Here is a 17,343-nt window from a genome sequence, read left to right as displayed (position 1 = left end):
GGGTCTCCGCGGCACTCCGCGCGGAGACCCGGGCGGTCCACCCCTCCCCATACCGCACCCCGGGAAGGGGCCGCTCCCATGGCTTCCTCGACCACCACGGTCACCTCCACCCCGAACCCCTCCGTCCCCGGTCAGACCGTCACCTATACCGCGACCGTCGCCTCCGTTCCGCCGGGCGCGTTCACCCCGACCGGTACGGTCACCTTCACCCTGGACGCCGGTGCGCCGGTGACCGTCGCGGTCGACGCCAGCGGGCAGGCCGTCTTCACCGACAGCACCCTGGCGGTGGGCTCCCACACGGTGACGGCCACCTACAGCGGCGACGCCAACCTGGACCCCTCGACGGGCACCAGCATCCAGCAGGTCAACCAGGGGGCGACGACCACCTCCCTGACCGTCTCGCCCAACCCGGCGGTGTGCGGCGAAGCGGTGACCCTGACGGCGTCCGTGGCGGCCGTCCCGCCCGCCGCGGGGATCCCGACCGGCACGGTGACGTTCATCATCAGCGCCGACGGACCGGCCCTCACCGTGGCCCTCGACGCCACCGGCCAGGCGTCCGTCACGGTGGCCGACCTGGATGTGGGGGTCCATCTGGTGGCGGCCTTCTACGGCGGGGACACCGAGTTCTCCGCGTCCAACTCGCCCCTGGTCCCGCTCACGGTCGCCCAGGCGTCCTCGACCACCGTCGTCACCGCCGACCCCGACCCGTCCGTGTGCGGCCAGTCGGTGACGCTGTGCGCGACGGTGACCGTGGACGCGCCGGGGACCTGTACGCCCACCGGGACGGTGACCTTCACCGTCACCGGAGGCCCGACGCTCACCGCGCCCCTCGACGCGACCGGCCAGGCCTGTGTGACCAGCGACGAACTGCCCGGCGGCACCAGCACGGTGACCGCCACCTACTCCGGTGACACCGGCGTCGCGGGCTCCTCGGGCACCACGACGGTCACCGTCAACCAGGCCACGTCCGCGGTCTCCCTGTCGGTGACGCCGAGCCCGTCCGTCTGCGGTGAGGCGGTGACCATCTGCGCCCAGGTGTCGGTGGGAGCGCCCAGCACCTGCGTGGCCACCGGTGACGTGACGTTCGTGATCACCGGCGGTCCGACGCTGACGGCGACCCTCGACGCCACCGGCCAGGCGTGCGTGACCACCACCGCCATCCCCGTGGGCAGCCAGACCGTGACCGCCACCTACGCGGGCAACGCCGGGGTCGCGGGCTCCGCGGCCACCGCGAGCGTGACGGTGAACCAGGCGGCCTCGACCACCACCGTCACCTCCCCGGACCCCGGCGCCTGCGGCGAGGCGGTCCTGCTGTGCGCACAGGTGACGACCGTGCCGCCCGGCACCTGTGCCCCGACCGGCACGGTGACCTTCGTGGTCACGGGCGGCCCGACGCTCACGGCCACGGTGGACGCCACCGGTCAGGCGTGCGTGAGCACCACCGCCCTCCCCGTCGGCACCCACGTCGTGACCGCCACCTACTCCGGTGACACCGGCGTCGCGGGCTCCACCGGCACCGGGACGGTCACGGTCAACCAGGGCACGTCCACGCTGACCGTAGCGGCGACGCCGAGCCCGTCCGTCTGCGGTGAGACGGTCACCATCTGCGCCCAGGTGACGGTGGACCCGCCCAGCACCTGCGTCCCGACCGGTGACGTGACGTTCGTGATCTCGGGTGGTCCGACGCTCACGGCGACACTGGACGCCACCGGCCAGGCGTGCGTGACCACCACGGCGGTACCGGTCGGCACGTCCACGATCACCGGCACCTACGCGGGCGACTCCGGCGTCGGGGGCTCGACGGGCACGACCTCGATCACGGTGAACCCGGCCTCGTCCACCACCACGGTCAGCGCCACGCCCGACCCGTCGGTCTGCGGCGAGACCGTCCTGCTGTGCGCCCAGGTGACCACGGTGCCGCCCGGCACCTGCGTTCCGACCGGCACGGTGACCTTCACGGTCTCCGGCGGCGGCCCGACGCTCACGGCCACGGTGGACGCCACCGGTCAGGCCTGTGTCTCCACCACCGCCATCCCGACCGGCACCCACACCGTGACGGCGACCTTCGGGGGAGGCGGCGGCGTCGCGCCCTCCACGGGCAGCGGCTCGGTCACCGTCAACCAGGCCAGCTCCACCACGACGGTGACGGTCTCGCCGACCCCGGCCGTATGCGGCCAGCCGGTGACGATCTGCGCCCAGGTGACGGCCACGGCCCCGGGCACCTGCACCCCGACCGGCACGGTCACGTTCGTGATCAGCGGCGGCCCGACCCTGACCGGAACGCTCAACGCCAGCGGTCAGGCCTGCGTCACCACCAGCGCGCTGGGCGTGGGCTCGCACACCGTCACGGCCACCTACGGGGGCAGCACGGGCGTCGCGGGATCGACGGGCACCGCCACCGCCACGGTGAACACGGCCAGCACCACCACCACACTCACCTCCGCCCCCAACCCCTCCGCCCCCGGCCAGACGGTGACCTTCACCGCCACCGTGGCCCCGGTGGCCCCCGCGACCGGCACTCCGACCGGCACGGTCACGTTCGTGATCAGCGGCGGTCCGACCCTCACCGGAACGCTCAACGGGGCCGGACAGGCCACCGTGAGCACCAACGCGCTCACCGCCGGATCCCACACCGTCACCGCCACCTACAGCGGCGACACCTGCTACGCCTCGTCGACCGCGTCGCTCACCCAGACCGTGTCCGGCTCGGCGAGCACCACGATGACCGCCACCCCGGCCGTCATCCGGCTGCGACTCAACGGCCAGCTCATCATCCCGACCCTCAGCGCCACCCTCAAGGACCAGTCCAACAACCCCGTCCCCGGCCAGACGATCGTCTTCACGGCCAACTCGGCGGTGGGCCCGATCGCCCTGGGCGCCGCGGTCACCAACGCGTCCGGCACGGCGACGCTGACCAACGTCACCGTCCCGGCCGCCGTACTGACCGCCGCCACCTACACCGCCACCTTCGCGGGTGCCCCGGGCCTCAGCCCGGCCACGGCGTCGGCCACGCTGACGTTCCAGCCGCTGCCGCTGCTCCCGTAGCGGCTTCCGTACCGCCCGCGCCGGGCCGTTGCCACTGCGGCCCGGCGCGGGCCCATGCCGACAGCCGGTGTCACGCCCGGTCAGCGGCCTGTCAGCGGCCCGTCCTATGCTCATCCGTATGAGCGAAGCAGCGCAGCTGGACCCCGAAGACCGCAAGATCATCACGCTGGCCCGCTCCGCGCGGGCCCGCAACGGCGTCGCGGAGGGCGCCGCCGTACGGGACGAGACGGGGCGTACGTATGTCGCCGGTACCGTCGCCCTCGACTCGCTCCAGCTCAGCGCGGTGCGCACCGCCGTCGCGATGGCCGTCGCCAGCGGCGCGAAGTCGCTGGAGGCCGTGGCCGTGGTGACCGACGCCGAGACCGCCACCGACGAGGACCGCGCGGCCGTACGGGACCTGGGCGGCGCCGGGACCCCGATCCTGCTGGCGGCCACGGACGGCACTCTGCGCGCCACGCTGCCCGTCTGACACGGCCGGGAAGAGGGTGCGGGGGCGGGTGATGGGCGGCTGGTAGGAGCGGGCCGGGGCATCGGGGAGAATGGTGGCCATGACTGCCGGTACCCCCTCGTCCCCGACCGAGCAGCGGGAGACCCCGCACCGCTCGGGTTTCGCCTGCTTCGTCGGTCGCCCGAACGCGGGCAAGTCGACCCTGACCAACGCACTGGTGGGGACGAAGGTTGCGATCACCTCAAACCGCCCGCAGACCACCCGGCACACCGTGCGCGGCATCGTGCACCGCCCCGACGCACAGCTGGTGCTCGTCGACACCCCCGGTCTGCACAAGCCGCGCACCCTGCTCGGCGAGCGGCTGAACGACGTCGTACGGACCACCTGGGCCGAGGTCGACGTCATCGGCTTCTGCCTGCCCGCCGACCAGAAGCTGGGCCCCGGTGACCGCTTCATCGCGGGCGAGCTGGCCGGGATCAAGAAGACGCCCAAGGTCGCGATCGTCACCAAGACCGACCTGGTCGAATCCGAGCAACTCGCCCAGCAGCTCCTGGCCATCGACCGGCTCGGCAAGGAACTGGGCATCGAGTGGGCCGAGATCGTCCCGGTCTCGGCTGTCGGTGACCAGCAGGTGGGCCTGTTGGCCGATCTGCTCGTCCCGCTGCTCCCCGAGGGTCCGACCCTCTACCCCGAGGGCGACCTCACCGACGAGCCGGAGCAGGTGATGGTCGCGGAGCTGATCCGCGAGGCGGCGCTGGAGGGCGTACGGGACGAGCTGCCGCACTCCATCGCGGTGGTCGTGGAGGAGATGCTGCCGCGCGAGGACCGCCCGGCGGACAAGCCGCTGCTGGACATCCACGCGAACCTCTACATCGAGCGCCCCAGCCAGAAGGGCATCGTCATCGGCCCCAAGGGCCGCCGCCTGAAGGACGTCGGCTCCAAGTCCCGCAAGCACATCGAGGCGCTGCTCGGGACGCCGGTCTACCTCGATCTGCACGTCAAGGTCGCCAAGGACTGGCAGCGGGATCCGAAGCAGTTGCGCCGACTGGGCTTCTGACGCCTGCCCTCGCCGCCGGTCGGAGTCCGGCGCAGCCGTGCGAAGCCCGGGAGGCCCCCTGGGGCCGAGCGGTGCGAGGGCGGCAGAGAAGAGGGGGCCCGAAGCAGCTGCGCGGACTGGGCTTCTGAGCCCCTTACGTGCCCTCCTTGAGCACCGTCCGCACCAGCTCGCGCTGGGCGTCGCTGAGGTGCGGGTCCGCGGCGTGGACCGTGCGGCCTTCCACCGTGATCTCGTAGTGGAAGCCGTCCGGGACGCCGCGGGTGGCCGCCGGGGCGCCGGACTCGACGGCCTGGTGGGCCAGGGCGGCCAGATGGGTGGCGTCGGGCCGTCCGGAGGTGTCCAGATCGGCCCGGCGCTCGATTCCGGCGAATCCGCCGGAGCGGGTCACGGAGATACGCATAGGTCCATCAGTACCCGAGGGTGAGCCTTACCGCGCGTCCAGATCGGTGATCCCCACGCCCTCCCAGGCGCCCCGCACCGCGTCCCGCTCCTCGCCCTCGCCGTAGCGGGCCTGCGCCGCGGCGACCGTGAGCCGGGCGAAGTCGTCGAACTGCGCCTCAGAGGACAGCTCGCCGCCGGTCAGCACGTCGTACCAGATCCGCCCGGCCTTCTCCCACGCGTTGCCGCCGATCGCCGTGGCGGCCAGGTAGAAGGCGTGGTTGGGGATGCCGGAGTTGATGTGGACGCCGCCGTTGTCCCGCGAGGTGCGCACGTAGTCGTCCATCGTGCCGGGCTGCGGGTCCTTGCCGAGGACGTCGTCGTCGTACGCCGTGCCGGGGGCCTTCAGGGAGCGCAGGGCCACGCCGGTGACCCGCTCCGCCAGCAGCCCGGCCCCGATCAGCCAGTCGGCCTCGTCGGCGCTCTGGCCCAGCGCGTGCTGCTTGACGAGCGAGCCGAAGACGTCGGACATCGACTCGTTGAGCGCCCCGGACTGGCCGAAGTACTCCAGGTTGGCGGTGTACTGGGTGACGCCGTGGGTCAGTTCGTGGGCCATGACGTCGATGGGGATGGTGAAGTCGAGGAAGATCTCGTTGTCACCGTCGCCGAAGACCATCTGCTCGCCGTTCCAGAAGGCGTTGTTGTAGTCCTGGCTGTAGTGGACGCTGGCGTCCAGCGCCAGGCCCGCGTCGTCGATCGAGTGGCGGCCGTAGACCTTGAGGAACAGCTCGAAGGTCGCGCCCAGCCCGTTGTACGCCCGGGTCACGGACTCGTCCGAGGTCGCCGTGTCGCCCTCGCCGCGCACCTTCTTGCCCGGCAGCGCGGACTGGTGCTGGGAGTCGTAGATCGTCCGCTTCGGCCGGTCGGAGGGCGCGCCCTCCAGGGTGGGGGCGGCGATCCCGCGGACGGTGGTGATCCGGCGGCGGGTGCGCTCCAGGGCGTCCCGCTCCAGGGTGCGGCGGGCGGGATCGGCGAGGGCGGAGTCCTCGTGCCGGGAGACCTTGTCGAGGACATGCGGCGGCACGATCGTGCAGAAGACACCACGGCGGCGGGAGTTCGCGTTGACATCCATCCAGGCAATGTCGCACCGCGTCTACCGCTTGTCACGCCTTGCGGTCATGATTGATGAAATCGAGTGGTTGATGGCCATTCCTCCGCGCGAGATGCCGTGGTCCGCATAGTGATACGGGGTCTCGCGCGGCGCACCTCTTCCGTTAGGCTGCTCGGCATCATGCGTTTCGGGCTGCTTCTTCTTAGCTGCCGCGGCGAGGGCCTGTAGTCGTAGGCCGACCCCCTCCCCGCGGAGTTCGGTGTTGCGGTGATTACGCCCCGTCGGCCGCCCCATGGACTTTCGTCCCAGCGGAGTCCCAGCGGACACCACGAGCGGATCCAAGAGGAGCCCACGCATCATGAGCACGTCCGACAATCCCGGTCAGCGCGCCGTAGGCCGCCCCACCCCCATCACCGCCGCGACCGTCACCCAGAAGCCCTCGGGCATGCCGATCCACAAGTACGGCCCGTACGAGGCGGTCGACATCCCCGACCGCACCTGGCCGGACAACAGGATCACCGCCGCGCCGCGCTGGCTGTCCACCGATCTGCGGGACGGCAATCAGGCGCTGATCGACCCGATGTCCCCGGTGCGCAAGCGCGAGATGTTCGACCTGCTGGTCCGCATGGGGTACAAGGAGATCGAGGTCGGTTTCCCGTCCTCCGGCTCGACCGACTTCGACTTCGTACGGTCGATCATCGAGGAGGGCGCGATCCCCGAGGACGTGACGATCTCCGTCCTCACCCAGGCCCGCGAAGAGCTGATCGAGCGCACCGTCGAGTCGCTGCGCGGCGCGCACAAGGCCACCGTGCACCTGTACAACGCCACCGCGCCCACCTTCCGCCGCGTCGTCTTCCGCGGCACCCGTGAGCAGGTCAAGCAGATCGCGGTGGACGGCACCCGACTGGTGGTCGAGTACGCCGACAAGATCCTGGGCGACGACACGGTCTTCGGCTACCAGTACAGCCCCGAGATCTTCACCGACACCGAGCTGGACTTCGCGCTGGAGGTCTGCGAGGGCGTCATGGACGTCTGGCAGCCCGAGGCCGGCCGCGAGATCATCCTCAACCTGCCCGCGACGGTCGAGCGCTCGACGCCCTCGACGCACGCGGACCGGTTCGAGTGGATGTCGCGGAACCTGTCCCGCCGCGAGCACATCTGCCTGTCCGTCCACCCGCACAACGACCGCGGCACGGCCGTCGCCGCCGCCGAGCTGGCGATCATGGCTGGGGCGGACCGCATCGAGGGCTGTCTGTTCGGGCAGGGCGAGCGCACCGGCAACGTCGACCTGGTGACCCTGGGTATGAACCTGTTCTCCCAGGGCGTCGACCCGAAGATCGACTTCTCGCAGATCGACGAGATCCGCCGCACCGCCGAGTACTGCAACCAGATGCAGATCCACCCGCGCCACCCCTACGCGGGCGATCTGGTCTACACCGCCTTCTCCGGCTCCCACCAGGACGCCATCAAGAAGGGGTTCGAGGCGATGGAGGCCGGTGCGGCCGAGCAGGGCAAGACGGTCGACGAGATCGAGTGGGCTGTTCCGTACCTGCCGATCGACCCCAAGGACGTCGGCCGCTCCTACGAGGCCGTCATCCGGGTCAACTCGCAGTCCGGCAAGGGCGGTATCGCCTATGTCCTGCGGAACGACCACAACCTGGATCTGCCGCGCCGCATGCAGATCGAGTTCTCCAAGACGATTCAGGCCAAGACCGACGCCGACGGCGGCGAGGTCACCCCGGCCCAGATCTGGGCGACCTTCCAGGACGAGTACCTGCCGACGGACGACAACCAGTGGGGCCGGATCGCGCTGCGCACCGCCCAGACGTCCACCAGCAGCGAGGGCACCGACGCGCTCACCGTCGAGGCCGTCGTGGACGGCACCGAGACCGTCCTGACCGGCTCCGGCAACGGCCCGCTGGCGGCCTTCTTCGACGCCCTGGGCGCCATCGGCATCGACGTACGGCTGCTGGACTACTCCGAGCACACCCTGAGCGAGGGCGCGGCCGCACAGGCCGCCGCGTACATCGAATGCGCGATCGACGGGAAGGTGCTGTGGGGCGTCGGCGTCGACGCCAACATCGTGCGCGCCTCCCTGAAGGCCGTCGTCTCGGCGGTCAACCGCGCACGGCGGTAAACGTCCGCCGGGCTTGTCACCCACAAGGGGCCCCGTTCACCGTGTGAGGTGGGCGGGGCCTCGGGTTTGGCCTGTTGTCTCCGTTCGGGGTACTGACGGCACATCATGGATGTGGCTAGCATCACGTCAACGCGGCAACGTGGCCGAAGCGTTATGGAGGTGTGACGTGGTGCACGCGCGAGCCCGCCGTGACCGGGACCTGTGTGTGGTAGGCGTCCGAACTCTGTGGCGGACCGTCGGCGATGGTGAGTTCTTCTGCCCCGACTGCGGGGGCGACCGCAACTACCGCCGCCGCACCGGCCGCCGACGCATCGTGGTGCTCGGCCTGCCGGTGCTGCCCCGCGGGCCGGTCGCGCCAGTCGTCGAATGCGCCGCCTGCGCGACCCAGTTCGGCACCGAGGCCCTGGATCACCCCACCACCACGCGCTTCTCCGCGATGCTGCGCGACGCCGTGCACACGGTCGCCCTCGCGGTCCTCGCCGCGGGCGGCACCGAGGCCACGGCGGTGCGGCAGGTCGCGGTCGGCGCGGTGCGCGCCGCCGGGTTCGCCGACTGCGACGAAGGCCAGCTCCTCGCGCTCATCGAAGCGCTCGCCGCCGACACCGGCCGCCTCCCCGGCGCCGCCACCGGCGAGCGCGACGGCCTCGACCCGTGCGGTACGGCGCTCGCCATCGAACTGCACGAGGCCCTGGAACCCCTGGCCCCCCACCTCGCCCCCACCGGCCGCGAGGCGATCCTCCTCCAGGGCGCCCGCATCGCCGTCGCCGACGGCCCCTACCGCCCGGCCGAGCGCGCGGTCCTCGAAACGGTCGGCCGAGCCCTCATGATCTGCCCCGACGACACAGCCCGCCTCCTGGCCGCGACGCGCGCGGCGTTCTGATGGCCTACTTGAGACCTGGCGCGCCCCAATCCTCGCGGTACGCCGCCCAGTCCGCGTGCGTCGCGGCGAAGTCCACGTAGAGGGCCACCCCGAAGCGCTTCCGGTCGCGGTCCTCGCGGCCGAGGCCGAGGCGGGCGCCGCGGATGGCGGCGGGGACGGTCTCGGCCCAGGCGTGGCGGCCCCAGTTGTTGGTGTGGTAGCCGGGCAGGCCCATCAGGAGGTCCGTGCCCGGTGGGGTGGCCTCCAGGGCGAGTTGGGTCTGCTGGGCCACGTAGCCGCCGTACAGGCTCTCCAGTGGCATCGACGTGTCGTACGACATGACCGCGATCTGGTCGACCCGCCGCGCCACCTGGCCGAAGAACGCCTGTGACCACCACTTGGGGTGGTTGAAGAGAAAGCCCGCCACCGAGTGCAGTGCGGGCAGCGGGTCGATCTGGTGGGCGGCGACGGAGAGCGGGACGCGGCGGTCGCGGGTGAGGGCGTGCAGGCCGTCGAGGAGGGTGAGGTAGTCGCCGTCGCCGGAGTGCAGCGGCTCCAGGTCGAAGTGGACGCCGTCGAAGCCCGCGTCCAGCACCTGGCGGGCGGAGCGCACCACATGGGCGCGGCTGCGCGGGTCGGTGAGCCGGAGCCCGGTGGGGCCCTCGGTGGCCAGGACGTCGCCGAGCCAGGCCTGTACGCGTACGCCGGGCAGCTCGCGGTGGACGGCCTTCAGGAGCCACCCGGCGCGCGGGTAGCGCTTCGCGTTCAGGGTGCCGTCGTGCTCCAGCGGGCCCGTGTGGACGTACAGGTCGCGGATGCCGGTGCCGCGTACGCGCCGGGCCAGGGTGGCCAGTTCGGCGTCGCCGTTGCGGCCGTCCACCCAGGCGTGGCCCAGCCATACCGCGTCCCGGCCTCGGGTCTGGGTGCCGGACTTCGGGTCGCCCGCGTACTGGAGCCGCAGGGCGATCCCGGCGGCCAGCAGGGACAGCACCAGGCACCCCGCGAGGGCGGCCACGACGCGCTTGGGCCACCGCAGCCGGGGGTGCGTCCAGAGGTGGACGGCTCCGGCGCGGGCCCGGCGCAGCCGCGTGCGGGCGGCAGCCGGGGCCTGGGTTATCGGGGTCTTGGTCACGGACGGGAGCGTAGCGAGCGCCGTACGGACGCCTTCGGCCGTACGGCGCGGCTACCGCACCGAACCTGCCCCCACGGTCCTACGACTTCTCGGTCGGGATCTCCTTGACCTCGGCCGTGGGCGCGTTCTTCTTGACCGACTCCACGCCTTTCTGGGCCGCGGTCTTGGAGTCGTACGATTCGCCGACCGCGATGATCTCGCCGTTGCCCGCTTTCAGGCGGAAGCGGTGCTTGCCGCGCTTGTCCTCGTAGATCTCGAACTTGCCCGCCATGTGGTGCCACCTCCACGGGTCGTCGCGGCCCCCTCGAACCACCGTAAATCGGGCCCCGCCCCCTCGCATCAGCTCAGGGGTGCTCCGAACATCTCCCGGCACGGCTCCAAGCCCCGCACCTCGACGGGGACGGTGCGCCGCTCCTCCCAGGCCGCGCGGTCCAGCCGCAGCCGCTGGAGGGTCCGGGCCTCGCCCCGTACGGCGACCGTCTCCAGGCCGTCGGGGCGGTAGCCGAGGCGGCGCGAGACGCCGAGCGAGCGCCCGTTCTCCATGAACGCGCCCGATGTCAGAGCGCGCGCCCCCAGCCCGGCGAACGCCAGCTGCGCCGCGGCCGCGCGCATCTCCGTGCCGAAGCCCTGGCCCTGGTGGGCGAGGCCCAGCCAGGAGCCGGTCCCCGCCTCCCGTGTCACGGCGAAGTCGGTCGCGCTGACGTCCTGCCGTCCGATCACCGTGCCCTCGTGCAGCACGGCGAGGCTCAGCACCCAGTCCTCCGGTCGCCACTCCGCGATGGTCCGCAGGATGTGCTGGAACGTCGCGCGCCCGCGCTCCTCGGGGGCGGCGTCGGTCCACGGCACGCTGAACGGCATCTCCGCCGGGTCGTGCACCCCGCCCGCGGCGACGGCGCCCAGCTCGTCGGCCCGGGGGATGTCGGGAAGCCGCAGCTCAAGGCGGGGGGTGCGGAGGCGGAGCCCGTAGAGGGGCCAGTGATGGGGGTCCATGGAGGGAGGTTGCCGGAGTCGTCGAGGGCGCGTCGACCCAATTGGCGCGGGCGGGCGGCGGGATGTCAATCAGGGTTGACGCTTGGGTGGTGTCAACGTACATTGACGGCATGACCGAAGCAACGGATCTCGCCGAGCGCGCCGGCGACCGGGACCCCCGCGTCGGACTGCGCGCCGTCGCCGCGCTGCGCCGCCTGCTGGAGCAGCTGGAGGCCGTACAGGTGCGCAGCGCCCGCGCCAAGGGCTGGTCGTGGCAGGAGATCGCGGCCGAACTGGGCGTCAGTCGTCAGGCCGTTCACAAGAAGCACGGGAGGCGTTGATGTTCGAGAGGTTCACCACCAGTGCCCGCGAGGTCGTCCGCGGGGCCGTCCGGCAGGCGGACGAGGCGGGCGACGCGACGGTCGGCGAGCCCGAGCTGCTGCTCGCGCTCCTGGACCGCGCGGACGGCGGCCGTACGAACACCCCCGCCGCCCACGTCCTGACCACCCTGGGCGCCACCGCCCGGCGCGCCTCGATCGAACGCGCCCTGGCCGACGTCCGCCGCCGCGGCGGCATCTCCAACGCGGACGCGGAGGCGCTGGCCGGGCTCGGCATCGACGTGGACGCGATCGTCTCCCGCGTGGAGGAGGCGCACGGCGCCGGAGCCCTGGCCACCCCGCGCCGCCGCCGTCGCTCCCGGGCCCGCTTCGAGCCCGAGGCCAAGTCGGTCCTGGAGCGGTCGCTGCGGATCGCGATCGGCCGGGGCGACAAGACCATCGGCGACGAACACCTCCTGCTCGCCCTCCTCGCCCGCCCCGGCGTCGCCGCGAACGTCCTCGCCGATCACGACGTGACGTACGTCCGGGCGGAACAGGCCCTCGCCACCCGCGCGCGCTCCGCGTAGTGGCTCCGTACGGCACAAATGGGTTGCCCCGAGCTTGATCCGCCGCGCATCCTGTGCCGATGCTGATCCGACGAGAAACCCCCTCCGACATCGCCGGTGTACGCGACGTCACGGCGGCAGCGTTCGGCAAGTCGGAGGCCGCGGTCCCGGTCGAGGTCACCCTCCTCGGCGAACTCCGCACCTGCGACGCCTGGTTGCCCGCCCTGTCTTTCGTCGCGGCCGGTGACCGCGGTGATGTGATCGGCCATGTGGTGTGCACCCGGGGCCACGTCGGCCCCGACCTCGCCCTCGGGCTCGGCCCCCTCAGCGTCCACCCCGCCCACCAGCGCCGGGGCGTGGGCCTGGCGCTGATGCACGCGATCCTGGGCGCGGCGGACGCGTTCGGCGAATCCCTGGTCGCGCTCCTCGGCAGCCCCGCGTACTACGGCCGCTTCGGCTTCCGCCCCGCGTCCGCGTACGGCATCACGGCCCCCGACCCGGCCTGGGGCGACTACTTCCAGGTCCGGTCCCTGACCGCGTATCAACCCACCCTCAAGGGCCCGTTCGCCTACGCCGAGCCGTTCGACCGCGTCTGAGGGTCAGCCGGTGGGGGGCTGCCCCCACCCCGGGGCGGTGGCCCGCCGGATGGGCCACGGCGTGTGCGTGCGGCGATCGTTGCGGCATGACACACCACGAGGAACGAACGGCCAGACCTCTCACGGGGCGCGCTCCCGCCCGCCGTACGCTGCTCGCCGGGGCGGCGGCGGCCGGTGCGGGAGTGGCCTGGGGGAGCGCGGGGAGCGCGGTCGCGGGCGGCGGGCCGCTGCCGGTGACGCGGCGGGCGGTGGACGCCGAGGCGGCACGCCTGGAGCGCGGGCTGATCGCGCTGCGACGGGACCTCCACCGGCACCCCGAGACGCCGGGGGAGGAGCGGCGCACCGCCGGGGTGGTGGCGCGGGAGCTGCGGGCGGGCGGGCTGGCCGTGACCACGGGAGTGGGCGGCCACGGCGTGGTCGGTGTCCTGCGGGGCGTACATCCGGGCCGGACCGTGGCGTACCGGGCCGACATGGACGCGGTGCCGCCCCAGGACATCATCGGGGGCGGCCCGGCGGCGGCCCACCTCTGCGGGCACGACATCCACACCACGGTCGCCCTCGGCGTCGCGCGGGTCCTGGCGCGGCTGCGCACGCGACTGAGCGGCACGGTGGTGTTCCTCTTCCAGCCCGCCGAGGAGAGCCTGTCCGGGGCCCGCGCGCTGATCGACGCGGGCGTGCTGGAGCGCACGGGGGCCGAGGAGATCCACGCGCTGCACTGCGGGCCGTTCCCCGTCGGCCGGTTCGCCACGACCGCGGGCTACGGGCTGCCGGGCCAGGACAAGGCGGAGATGACGCTCTCAGGGCCGGACGCGCCCGGGGCCGCGGGGCGGCTGGCCGCCGAGATCGCCGCGCTCGCCACCGTGAGCCAGCCGCAGACACCGGCCGACCTGGCGCGACTGGTCGCCGACGCCCAGGTGCCGGGCGGGCCGCTGGCCCGCTTCGTAGCTCTCCGGGCGAGCGCGCGGGACAACACGGTGAGCGTGTCCTACCGCTGCTGGCCGGAGGAGCGGTATCGGGAGGTGCGCGCGGACATCCGGCGGCTGGCCGCCTCGTACCCGGGAGCCGCCGTGAGCTTTCCCGCCGCCCCGTTCCCCGCCATGGTCTGCCCGGAACCCGACGGCCGCAGGCTCGCCCGCCATCTGCGCCGCTCGGTCGGCCGGGGCGCGGTGGCCGAGCTGCACGCCGCGTTCCCGCCCTTCAGCGGCGAGGACTTCGCCCTCTACCTGGACCGCGTCCCCGGTACGTACACCTTCCTCGGCGTCCGCACCCCCGGCGCGCCCCTCACCACCGCCTATCCGCACTTTCCCGACTTCGCCCCGGACGAGCGCGCCATCGGCCTCGGCGTACGGGCGATGGCGGGCTGGCTCGCGGAGCGGACCTCGGCGGCCTGACGCGCCGCTGGTCCGGTCTAGTCGCGGAACGAGCCGTCCGACCTGCGCGCATGCCGGGACAGCAGGTGCTTGCACTGGGGGCAGTGCCGCCTGAAGCCCCTCTTGATCAGATAGCTGATGCCGATCGTGCACACGTGCATCAGCCCCACGGCCGCGTTCTCCAGCACCCGCCCCAGCCATGACTTCGTACACCTCTCGCAGTCGCGGCAACCAGCCGCCATGGCACACCTCCGCTGTCGCTTCTCCGCAGGTCAGCTACGCGCTGACCCGCCCCGTGGCATCCAGTGTGCGCAACCCCTCCCGCCCCGCCGCCCCAACTCCCCTGCCGGGCCCGGGTTGTGGCCCAACCAGGCCCGCCCCGGCACAGGGCTGTGACATCGGGGCAGGGGGAGGGCCCCGTACGGCGTGCGCGATGTCCGTGCGTACCGTCGGGTAGTGGTCACGGGCGGTCGATCCGCGCCCCGAGTGTGACCAGCGCCACGCGGCCCCGGCGCCCGCCCGCGCCCCCGCCGGTCTTCCGCGTCAACTCGCCCCGGAACACGCGGCAGTCGGCCCCTCGGCGCCCCTTCACCGGCCTTCCGTGCCGCCGCGCCGCCGTCACGGGTGGGCACCGTCACATGGAGAAGGATCGGCCGCCGCGCGGGCTGTTTGTAGCGTCGTGCCATGGACGACTCGAACACCCCCTCGCCAAAACGTGGCCTCGCGCAGAGCGGTGCCGGGAACAACTGGATGTTCCTGCTCGAGGCAGCCCGCGACATCCGCACCACCGGGGCTCTCGCCCCCAGTGGCCGGGCGCTGGCCCACGCGCTGACCGAGCCGCTGCGCTCACAGGCGGGGCGGCGGTTGAACGTCCTGGAGGTGGGCGCCGGTACCGGGTCCGTCACCCGTTCCCTCATCCACCAGCTCCCGGCGGGCAGCCGTCTGGACATCGTCGAGGCCAACTCCCGCTTCACCGACCGGCTGCGCGACCTCGTCCGCACCCACCCGCGCCTGGCCGGGGAGCCCGGGCAGGCCCGGGTGCACCACGCGTACGTCGAGGAGCTGGACATAGGCCGCCGCTACGACGCGATCATCTCGGGCCTGCCCTTCGCCAACTTCGACCCCCACCAGGTGGAAGCGATCATGGGCCGGTATCTGGAGCTGCTGCGCCCCGGCGGTCTGCTGACGTACTTCGCCTACTGCGGCGCCCGGCAGACCCGCCCTCTGCTGGCGCTGGCCTCCCGGACCCAGGCGCGGCGCCAGCAGGCCTCCGAAGAGGTGCTGGCCGACTACCAGCGCCACTACGCCACCGGCCGCAGCGCGGTATGGGCCAACCTGCCCCCGGCCCACGTCTGGCAGCTGCAGCGCCCCGTGGAAAGGGTCCCGGGCGCGATCCGGACGTCCGCCGGAGTCACGGCCGCACACTGACCCGGATCACACCGCCCGGGCCCTCAACTGCCCGGGCGTACTCGCCGCATGGTGCTCACCCCGCCGGAGCGCCGACTCGGGAACTTGGGTGCCCTCCGGAACGACTACCTGTTTCGCCGACGCCCGTCGGCTCATCCACGGATCAGGGAGTCACTGATGGCGAAAGACGTTGACCGCGGCCGTCGCAAGCTGCTGCGTACGGCGGCGGCGAGCGGGCTGGGCGCGGGGCTGCTGACGGTCGGCGCGGCGGCACCGGCGCGCGCCGAAGGGGAGGTGGCGCGCGCGGAGGCGGCGCGGGCCGAGGCGGCGGAGCGGGCGGACGGGGCCGGGGCGCGCGACGCCGGGGTGCGGGTGGCGGTGCTGCTGTACGACCGGGTCACCGCGCTGGACGCCATCGGCCCGTACGAGGTGCTGTGCCGCGTGCCCGGGGTGACCGTGACCATGGTGGCCGAGAAGGCCGGACCGCTCCTCACCGACACCGGGGAGCTGGGGCTGGTGGCCGAGCGCTCCCTGGACAGCGTGGAGCGGGCCGATGTGCTGCTGGTGCCGGGCGGCGGCGGTACGGCGGCCACCATGGCCAACCCCGCCGTCCTGGAGTGGATCCGCCGCATCCACCGCGGATCGCTGTGGACGACCTCGGTGTGCACCGGATCCCTGATCCTGGGCGCCGCCGGGCTGCTGCGCGGTCGGCCCGCCACCACCCACTGGGCCTCCCGCTCCTACCTGGCGGACGCCGGTGCCACGTACACCCCGGGGCGGTTCGTCGAATCCGGGAAGATCATCACCGCGGCGGGGGTGTCCGCCGGTATCGACATGGGCCTCCACCTCGCCGCCCGCCTCTCCGACGAGCGGACCGCCCAGGCCATGCAACTCGCAGTGGAGTACGACCCCGACCCGCCCTTCGACGCGGGCACCCCGGAGAAGGCGGGGCCGGAGCTGCGGCAGCTCGCCCTCGAACTCCTCGCGGCCGCCGACATGAGCGGGAGCTAGCGGCTCACGGCGTGTGCTCACGGGGTCTGCTCACGGCGTTCTCCTCGTCTTCGGGGAACGCCGTGAGCAGGCCGTGGGGCGCGTTGGGTGCGCGGCTGGACCACCTGTCCCGCTGAGGGACAATGAGCCGCATGAGTCTGTTCCGCGACGACGGCATCGTGCTGCGCACCCAGAAGCTGGGCGAAGCGGACCGGATCATCACGCTGCTCACCCGCAACCACGGCCGCGTCCGCGCCGTGGCCCGCGGGGTGCGCCGTACGAAGTCGAAGTTCGGCGCGCGCCTCGAACCGTTCTCCCATGTGGACGTGCAGTTCTTCGCCCGAGGCGGGGAGCTGATCGGCCGCGGGCTGCCGCTGTGCACGCAGAGTGAGACGATCGCTCCGTACGGCGGCGGCATCGTCGCCGACTACGCCCGCTACACCGCCGGGACGGCGATGCTGGAGACGGCGGAGCGGTTCACCGACCATGAGGGCGAGCCCGCCGTACAGCAGTATCTGCTCCTCGTCGGCGGGCTGCGTACGCTGGCCTCCGGGGAGCACGAGCCGCATCTCATCCTGGACGCGTTCCTGCTCCGCTCACTCGCCGTAAACGGCTACGCGCCGAGCTTCGACGACTGCGCGAAGTGCGGGATGCCCGGTCCGAACCGGTTCTTCTCGGTCGGCGCGGGCGGGGTCATCTGCGGAGAGTGCCGGGTGCCGGGAAGCGTCGTACCCTCAGCGGAGTCGCTGACGCTGCTGGGCGCGCTGCTGACCGGCGACTGGGAGACGGCGGACGCCTGTGAGCCGCGCCATGCCCGGGAGGGCAGCGGGCTCGTCGCGGCGTACTTGCACTGGCACCTGGAGCGGGGCCTGAGGTCGCTCCGGTACGTAGAGAAGTAACCCCAAAACAACACAGCACACACCCACACCCACATCCACACACGCACACGCATACGCACTTG

General features: G+C 72.7%; 18 protein-coding genes. 12 read left to right on the top strand and 6 right to left on the bottom strand.

What is annotated here, in order from left to right:
- Positions 1 to 78: 78 nt before the first annotated feature.
- The 3 genes from ACFV9T_RS01540 to era all read left to right on the top strand — a co-directional run bounded on the left by ACFV9T_RS01540 (position 79) and on the right by era (position 4,550).
- Complete coding sequence (locus ACFV9T_RS01540; RefSeq protein WP_385436058.1) at positions 79 to 3,045, top strand: beta strand repeat-containing protein; 2,967 nt, start codon at positions 79 to 81, stop codon at positions 3,043 to 3,045.
- 106 nt (positions 3,046 to 3,151) lie between these two features.
- A complete protein-coding gene (locus ACFV9T_RS01535) occupies positions 3,152 to 3,514 on the top strand; it encodes a cytidine deaminase (protein WP_385436057.1) in 363 nt (120 codons plus the stop codon).
- 70 nt (positions 3,515 to 3,584) lie between these two features.
- Positions 3,585 to 4,550, top strand: a complete 966-nt coding sequence (gene era, locus ACFV9T_RS01530; protein ID WP_385436056.1) for a GTPase Era — start codon at positions 3,585 to 3,587, stop codon at positions 4,548 to 4,550.
- Between the two features lie 133 nt (positions 4,551 to 4,683).
- Here the strand turns inward: era and ACFV9T_RS01525 are convergent, their stop codons facing one another.
- Positions 4,684 to 4,950: a protealysin inhibitor emfourin gene (locus ACFV9T_RS01525; RefSeq protein ID WP_385436055.1), complete on the bottom strand. Its 267-nt coding sequence runs from the start codon at positions 4,948 to 4,950 to the stop codon at positions 4,684 to 4,686.
- Positions 4,951 to 4,977: 27 nt separating this feature from the next.
- Positions 4,978 to 6,060 (bottom strand): M4 family metallopeptidase, encoded by a 1,083-nt coding sequence (locus ACFV9T_RS01520; protein ID WP_385436054.1) that lies wholly within the window; start codon positions 6,058 to 6,060, stop codon positions 4,978 to 4,980.
- A gap of 337 nt (positions 6,061 to 6,397) precedes the next feature.
- Here ACFV9T_RS01520 and leuA point away from each other — a divergent pair, with 337 nt between their 5' ends.
- Both leuA and ACFV9T_RS01510 read left to right on the top strand, forming a co-directional pair.
- Positions 6,398 to 8,176 carry a 2-isopropylmalate synthase gene (gene leuA, locus ACFV9T_RS01515; protein ID WP_385436053.1) on the top strand — a complete coding sequence of 593 codons (1,779 nt, stop codon included), beginning with the start codon at positions 6,398 to 6,400 and terminating at the stop codon, positions 8,174 to 8,176.
- 166 nt (positions 8,177 to 8,342) lie between these two features.
- The gene (locus tag ACFV9T_RS01510; RefSeq protein WP_385436052.1) at positions 8,343 to 9,056 is read left to right on the top strand and encodes a TerB family tellurite resistance protein; all 714 of its coding nucleotides are present in this window, start codon (positions 8,343 to 8,345) and stop codon (positions 9,054 to 9,056) included.
- Between the two features lie 4 nt (positions 9,057 to 9,060).
- Here the strand turns inward: ACFV9T_RS01510 and ACFV9T_RS01505 are convergent, their stop codons facing one another.
- From ACFV9T_RS01505 to ACFV9T_RS01495, 3 genes are all read right to left on the bottom strand, one after another.
- Positions 9,061 to 10,167, bottom strand: coding sequence for a hypothetical protein (locus tag ACFV9T_RS01505; protein WP_385436051.1), 1,107 nt, complete (start codon positions 10,165 to 10,167; stop codon positions 9,061 to 9,063).
- 79 nt (positions 10,168 to 10,246) lie between these two features.
- A complete protein-coding gene (locus tag ACFV9T_RS01500; RefSeq protein WP_385436050.1) occupies positions 10,247 to 10,438 on the bottom strand; it encodes a YegP family protein in 192 nt (63 codons plus the stop codon).
- Between the two features lie 68 nt (positions 10,439 to 10,506).
- Complete coding sequence (locus tag ACFV9T_RS01495) at positions 10,507 to 11,157, bottom strand: GNAT family N-acetyltransferase (protein WP_385436049.1); 651 nt, start codon at positions 11,155 to 11,157, stop codon at positions 10,507 to 10,509.
- A gap of 110 nt (positions 11,158 to 11,267) precedes the next feature.
- Here ACFV9T_RS01495 and ACFV9T_RS01490 point away from each other — a divergent pair, with 110 nt between their 5' ends.
- The 4 genes from ACFV9T_RS01490 to ACFV9T_RS01475 all read left to right on the top strand — a co-directional run bounded on the left by ACFV9T_RS01490 (position 11,268) and on the right by ACFV9T_RS01475 (position 14,006).
- Positions 11,268 to 11,477, top strand: a complete 210-nt coding sequence (locus tag ACFV9T_RS01490; RefSeq protein ID WP_009718008.1) for a helix-turn-helix domain-containing protein — start codon at positions 11,268 to 11,270, stop codon at positions 11,475 to 11,477.
- On the top strand, positions 11,477 to 12,040 hold the full coding sequence (locus tag ACFV9T_RS01485; protein ID WP_385436048.1) for a Clp protease N-terminal domain-containing protein: 564 nt from the start codon (positions 11,477 to 11,479) through the stop codon (positions 12,038 to 12,040). Before ACFV9T_RS01490 ends, ACFV9T_RS01485 begins: the two co-directional genes overlap by 1 nt.
- Before the next feature lie 59 nt (positions 12,041 to 12,099).
- Positions 12,100 to 12,615, top strand: a complete 516-nt coding sequence (locus ACFV9T_RS01480; protein WP_385436047.1) for a GNAT family N-acetyltransferase — start codon at positions 12,100 to 12,102, stop codon at positions 12,613 to 12,615.
- A gap of 86 nt (positions 12,616 to 12,701) precedes the next feature.
- Positions 12,702 to 14,006, top strand: a complete 1,305-nt coding sequence (locus ACFV9T_RS01475; protein ID WP_385436046.1) for a M20 family metallopeptidase — start codon at positions 12,702 to 12,704, stop codon at positions 14,004 to 14,006.
- Between the two features lie 17 nt (positions 14,007 to 14,023).
- Here the strand turns inward: ACFV9T_RS01475 and ACFV9T_RS01470 are convergent, their stop codons facing one another.
- Positions 14,024 to 14,227 (bottom strand): hypothetical protein, encoded by a 204-nt coding sequence (locus ACFV9T_RS01470; protein ID WP_385436045.1) that lies wholly within the window; start codon positions 14,225 to 14,227, stop codon positions 14,024 to 14,026.
- A 442-nt stretch (positions 14,228 to 14,669) separates the two neighbouring features.
- On the opposite strand from ACFV9T_RS01470, the gene ACFV9T_RS01465 reads away from it, so the two are divergent.
- The 3 genes from ACFV9T_RS01465 to recO all read left to right on the top strand — a co-directional run bounded on the left by ACFV9T_RS01465 (position 14,670) and on the right by recO (position 17,281).
- A complete protein-coding gene (locus ACFV9T_RS01465; protein WP_385436044.1) occupies positions 14,670 to 15,413 on the top strand; it encodes a class I SAM-dependent methyltransferase in 744 nt (247 codons plus the stop codon).
- Positions 15,414 to 15,569: 156 nt separating this feature from the next.
- Positions 15,570 to 16,403: a DJ-1/PfpI family protein gene (locus ACFV9T_RS01460; RefSeq protein WP_385436043.1), complete on the top strand. Its 834-nt coding sequence runs from the start codon at positions 15,570 to 15,572 to the stop codon at positions 16,401 to 16,403.
- A 131-nt stretch (positions 16,404 to 16,534) separates the two neighbouring features.
- Entirely contained in the window at positions 16,535 to 17,281 is a 747-nt protein-coding gene (gene recO, locus ACFV9T_RS01455; RefSeq protein WP_361481102.1) for a DNA repair protein RecO, read from the top strand.
- Positions 17,282 to 17,343 lie beyond the last annotated feature (62 nt).

Source organism: Streptomyces sp. NPDC059850 (assembly GCF_042731515.1).
Taxonomy (GTDB): domain Bacteria; phylum Actinomycetota; class Actinomycetes; order Streptomycetales; family Streptomycetaceae; genus Streptomyces.
Note: the sequence above shows the minus strand (reverse complement) of the source record. Positions and strands in the feature narration are given on the sequence as shown.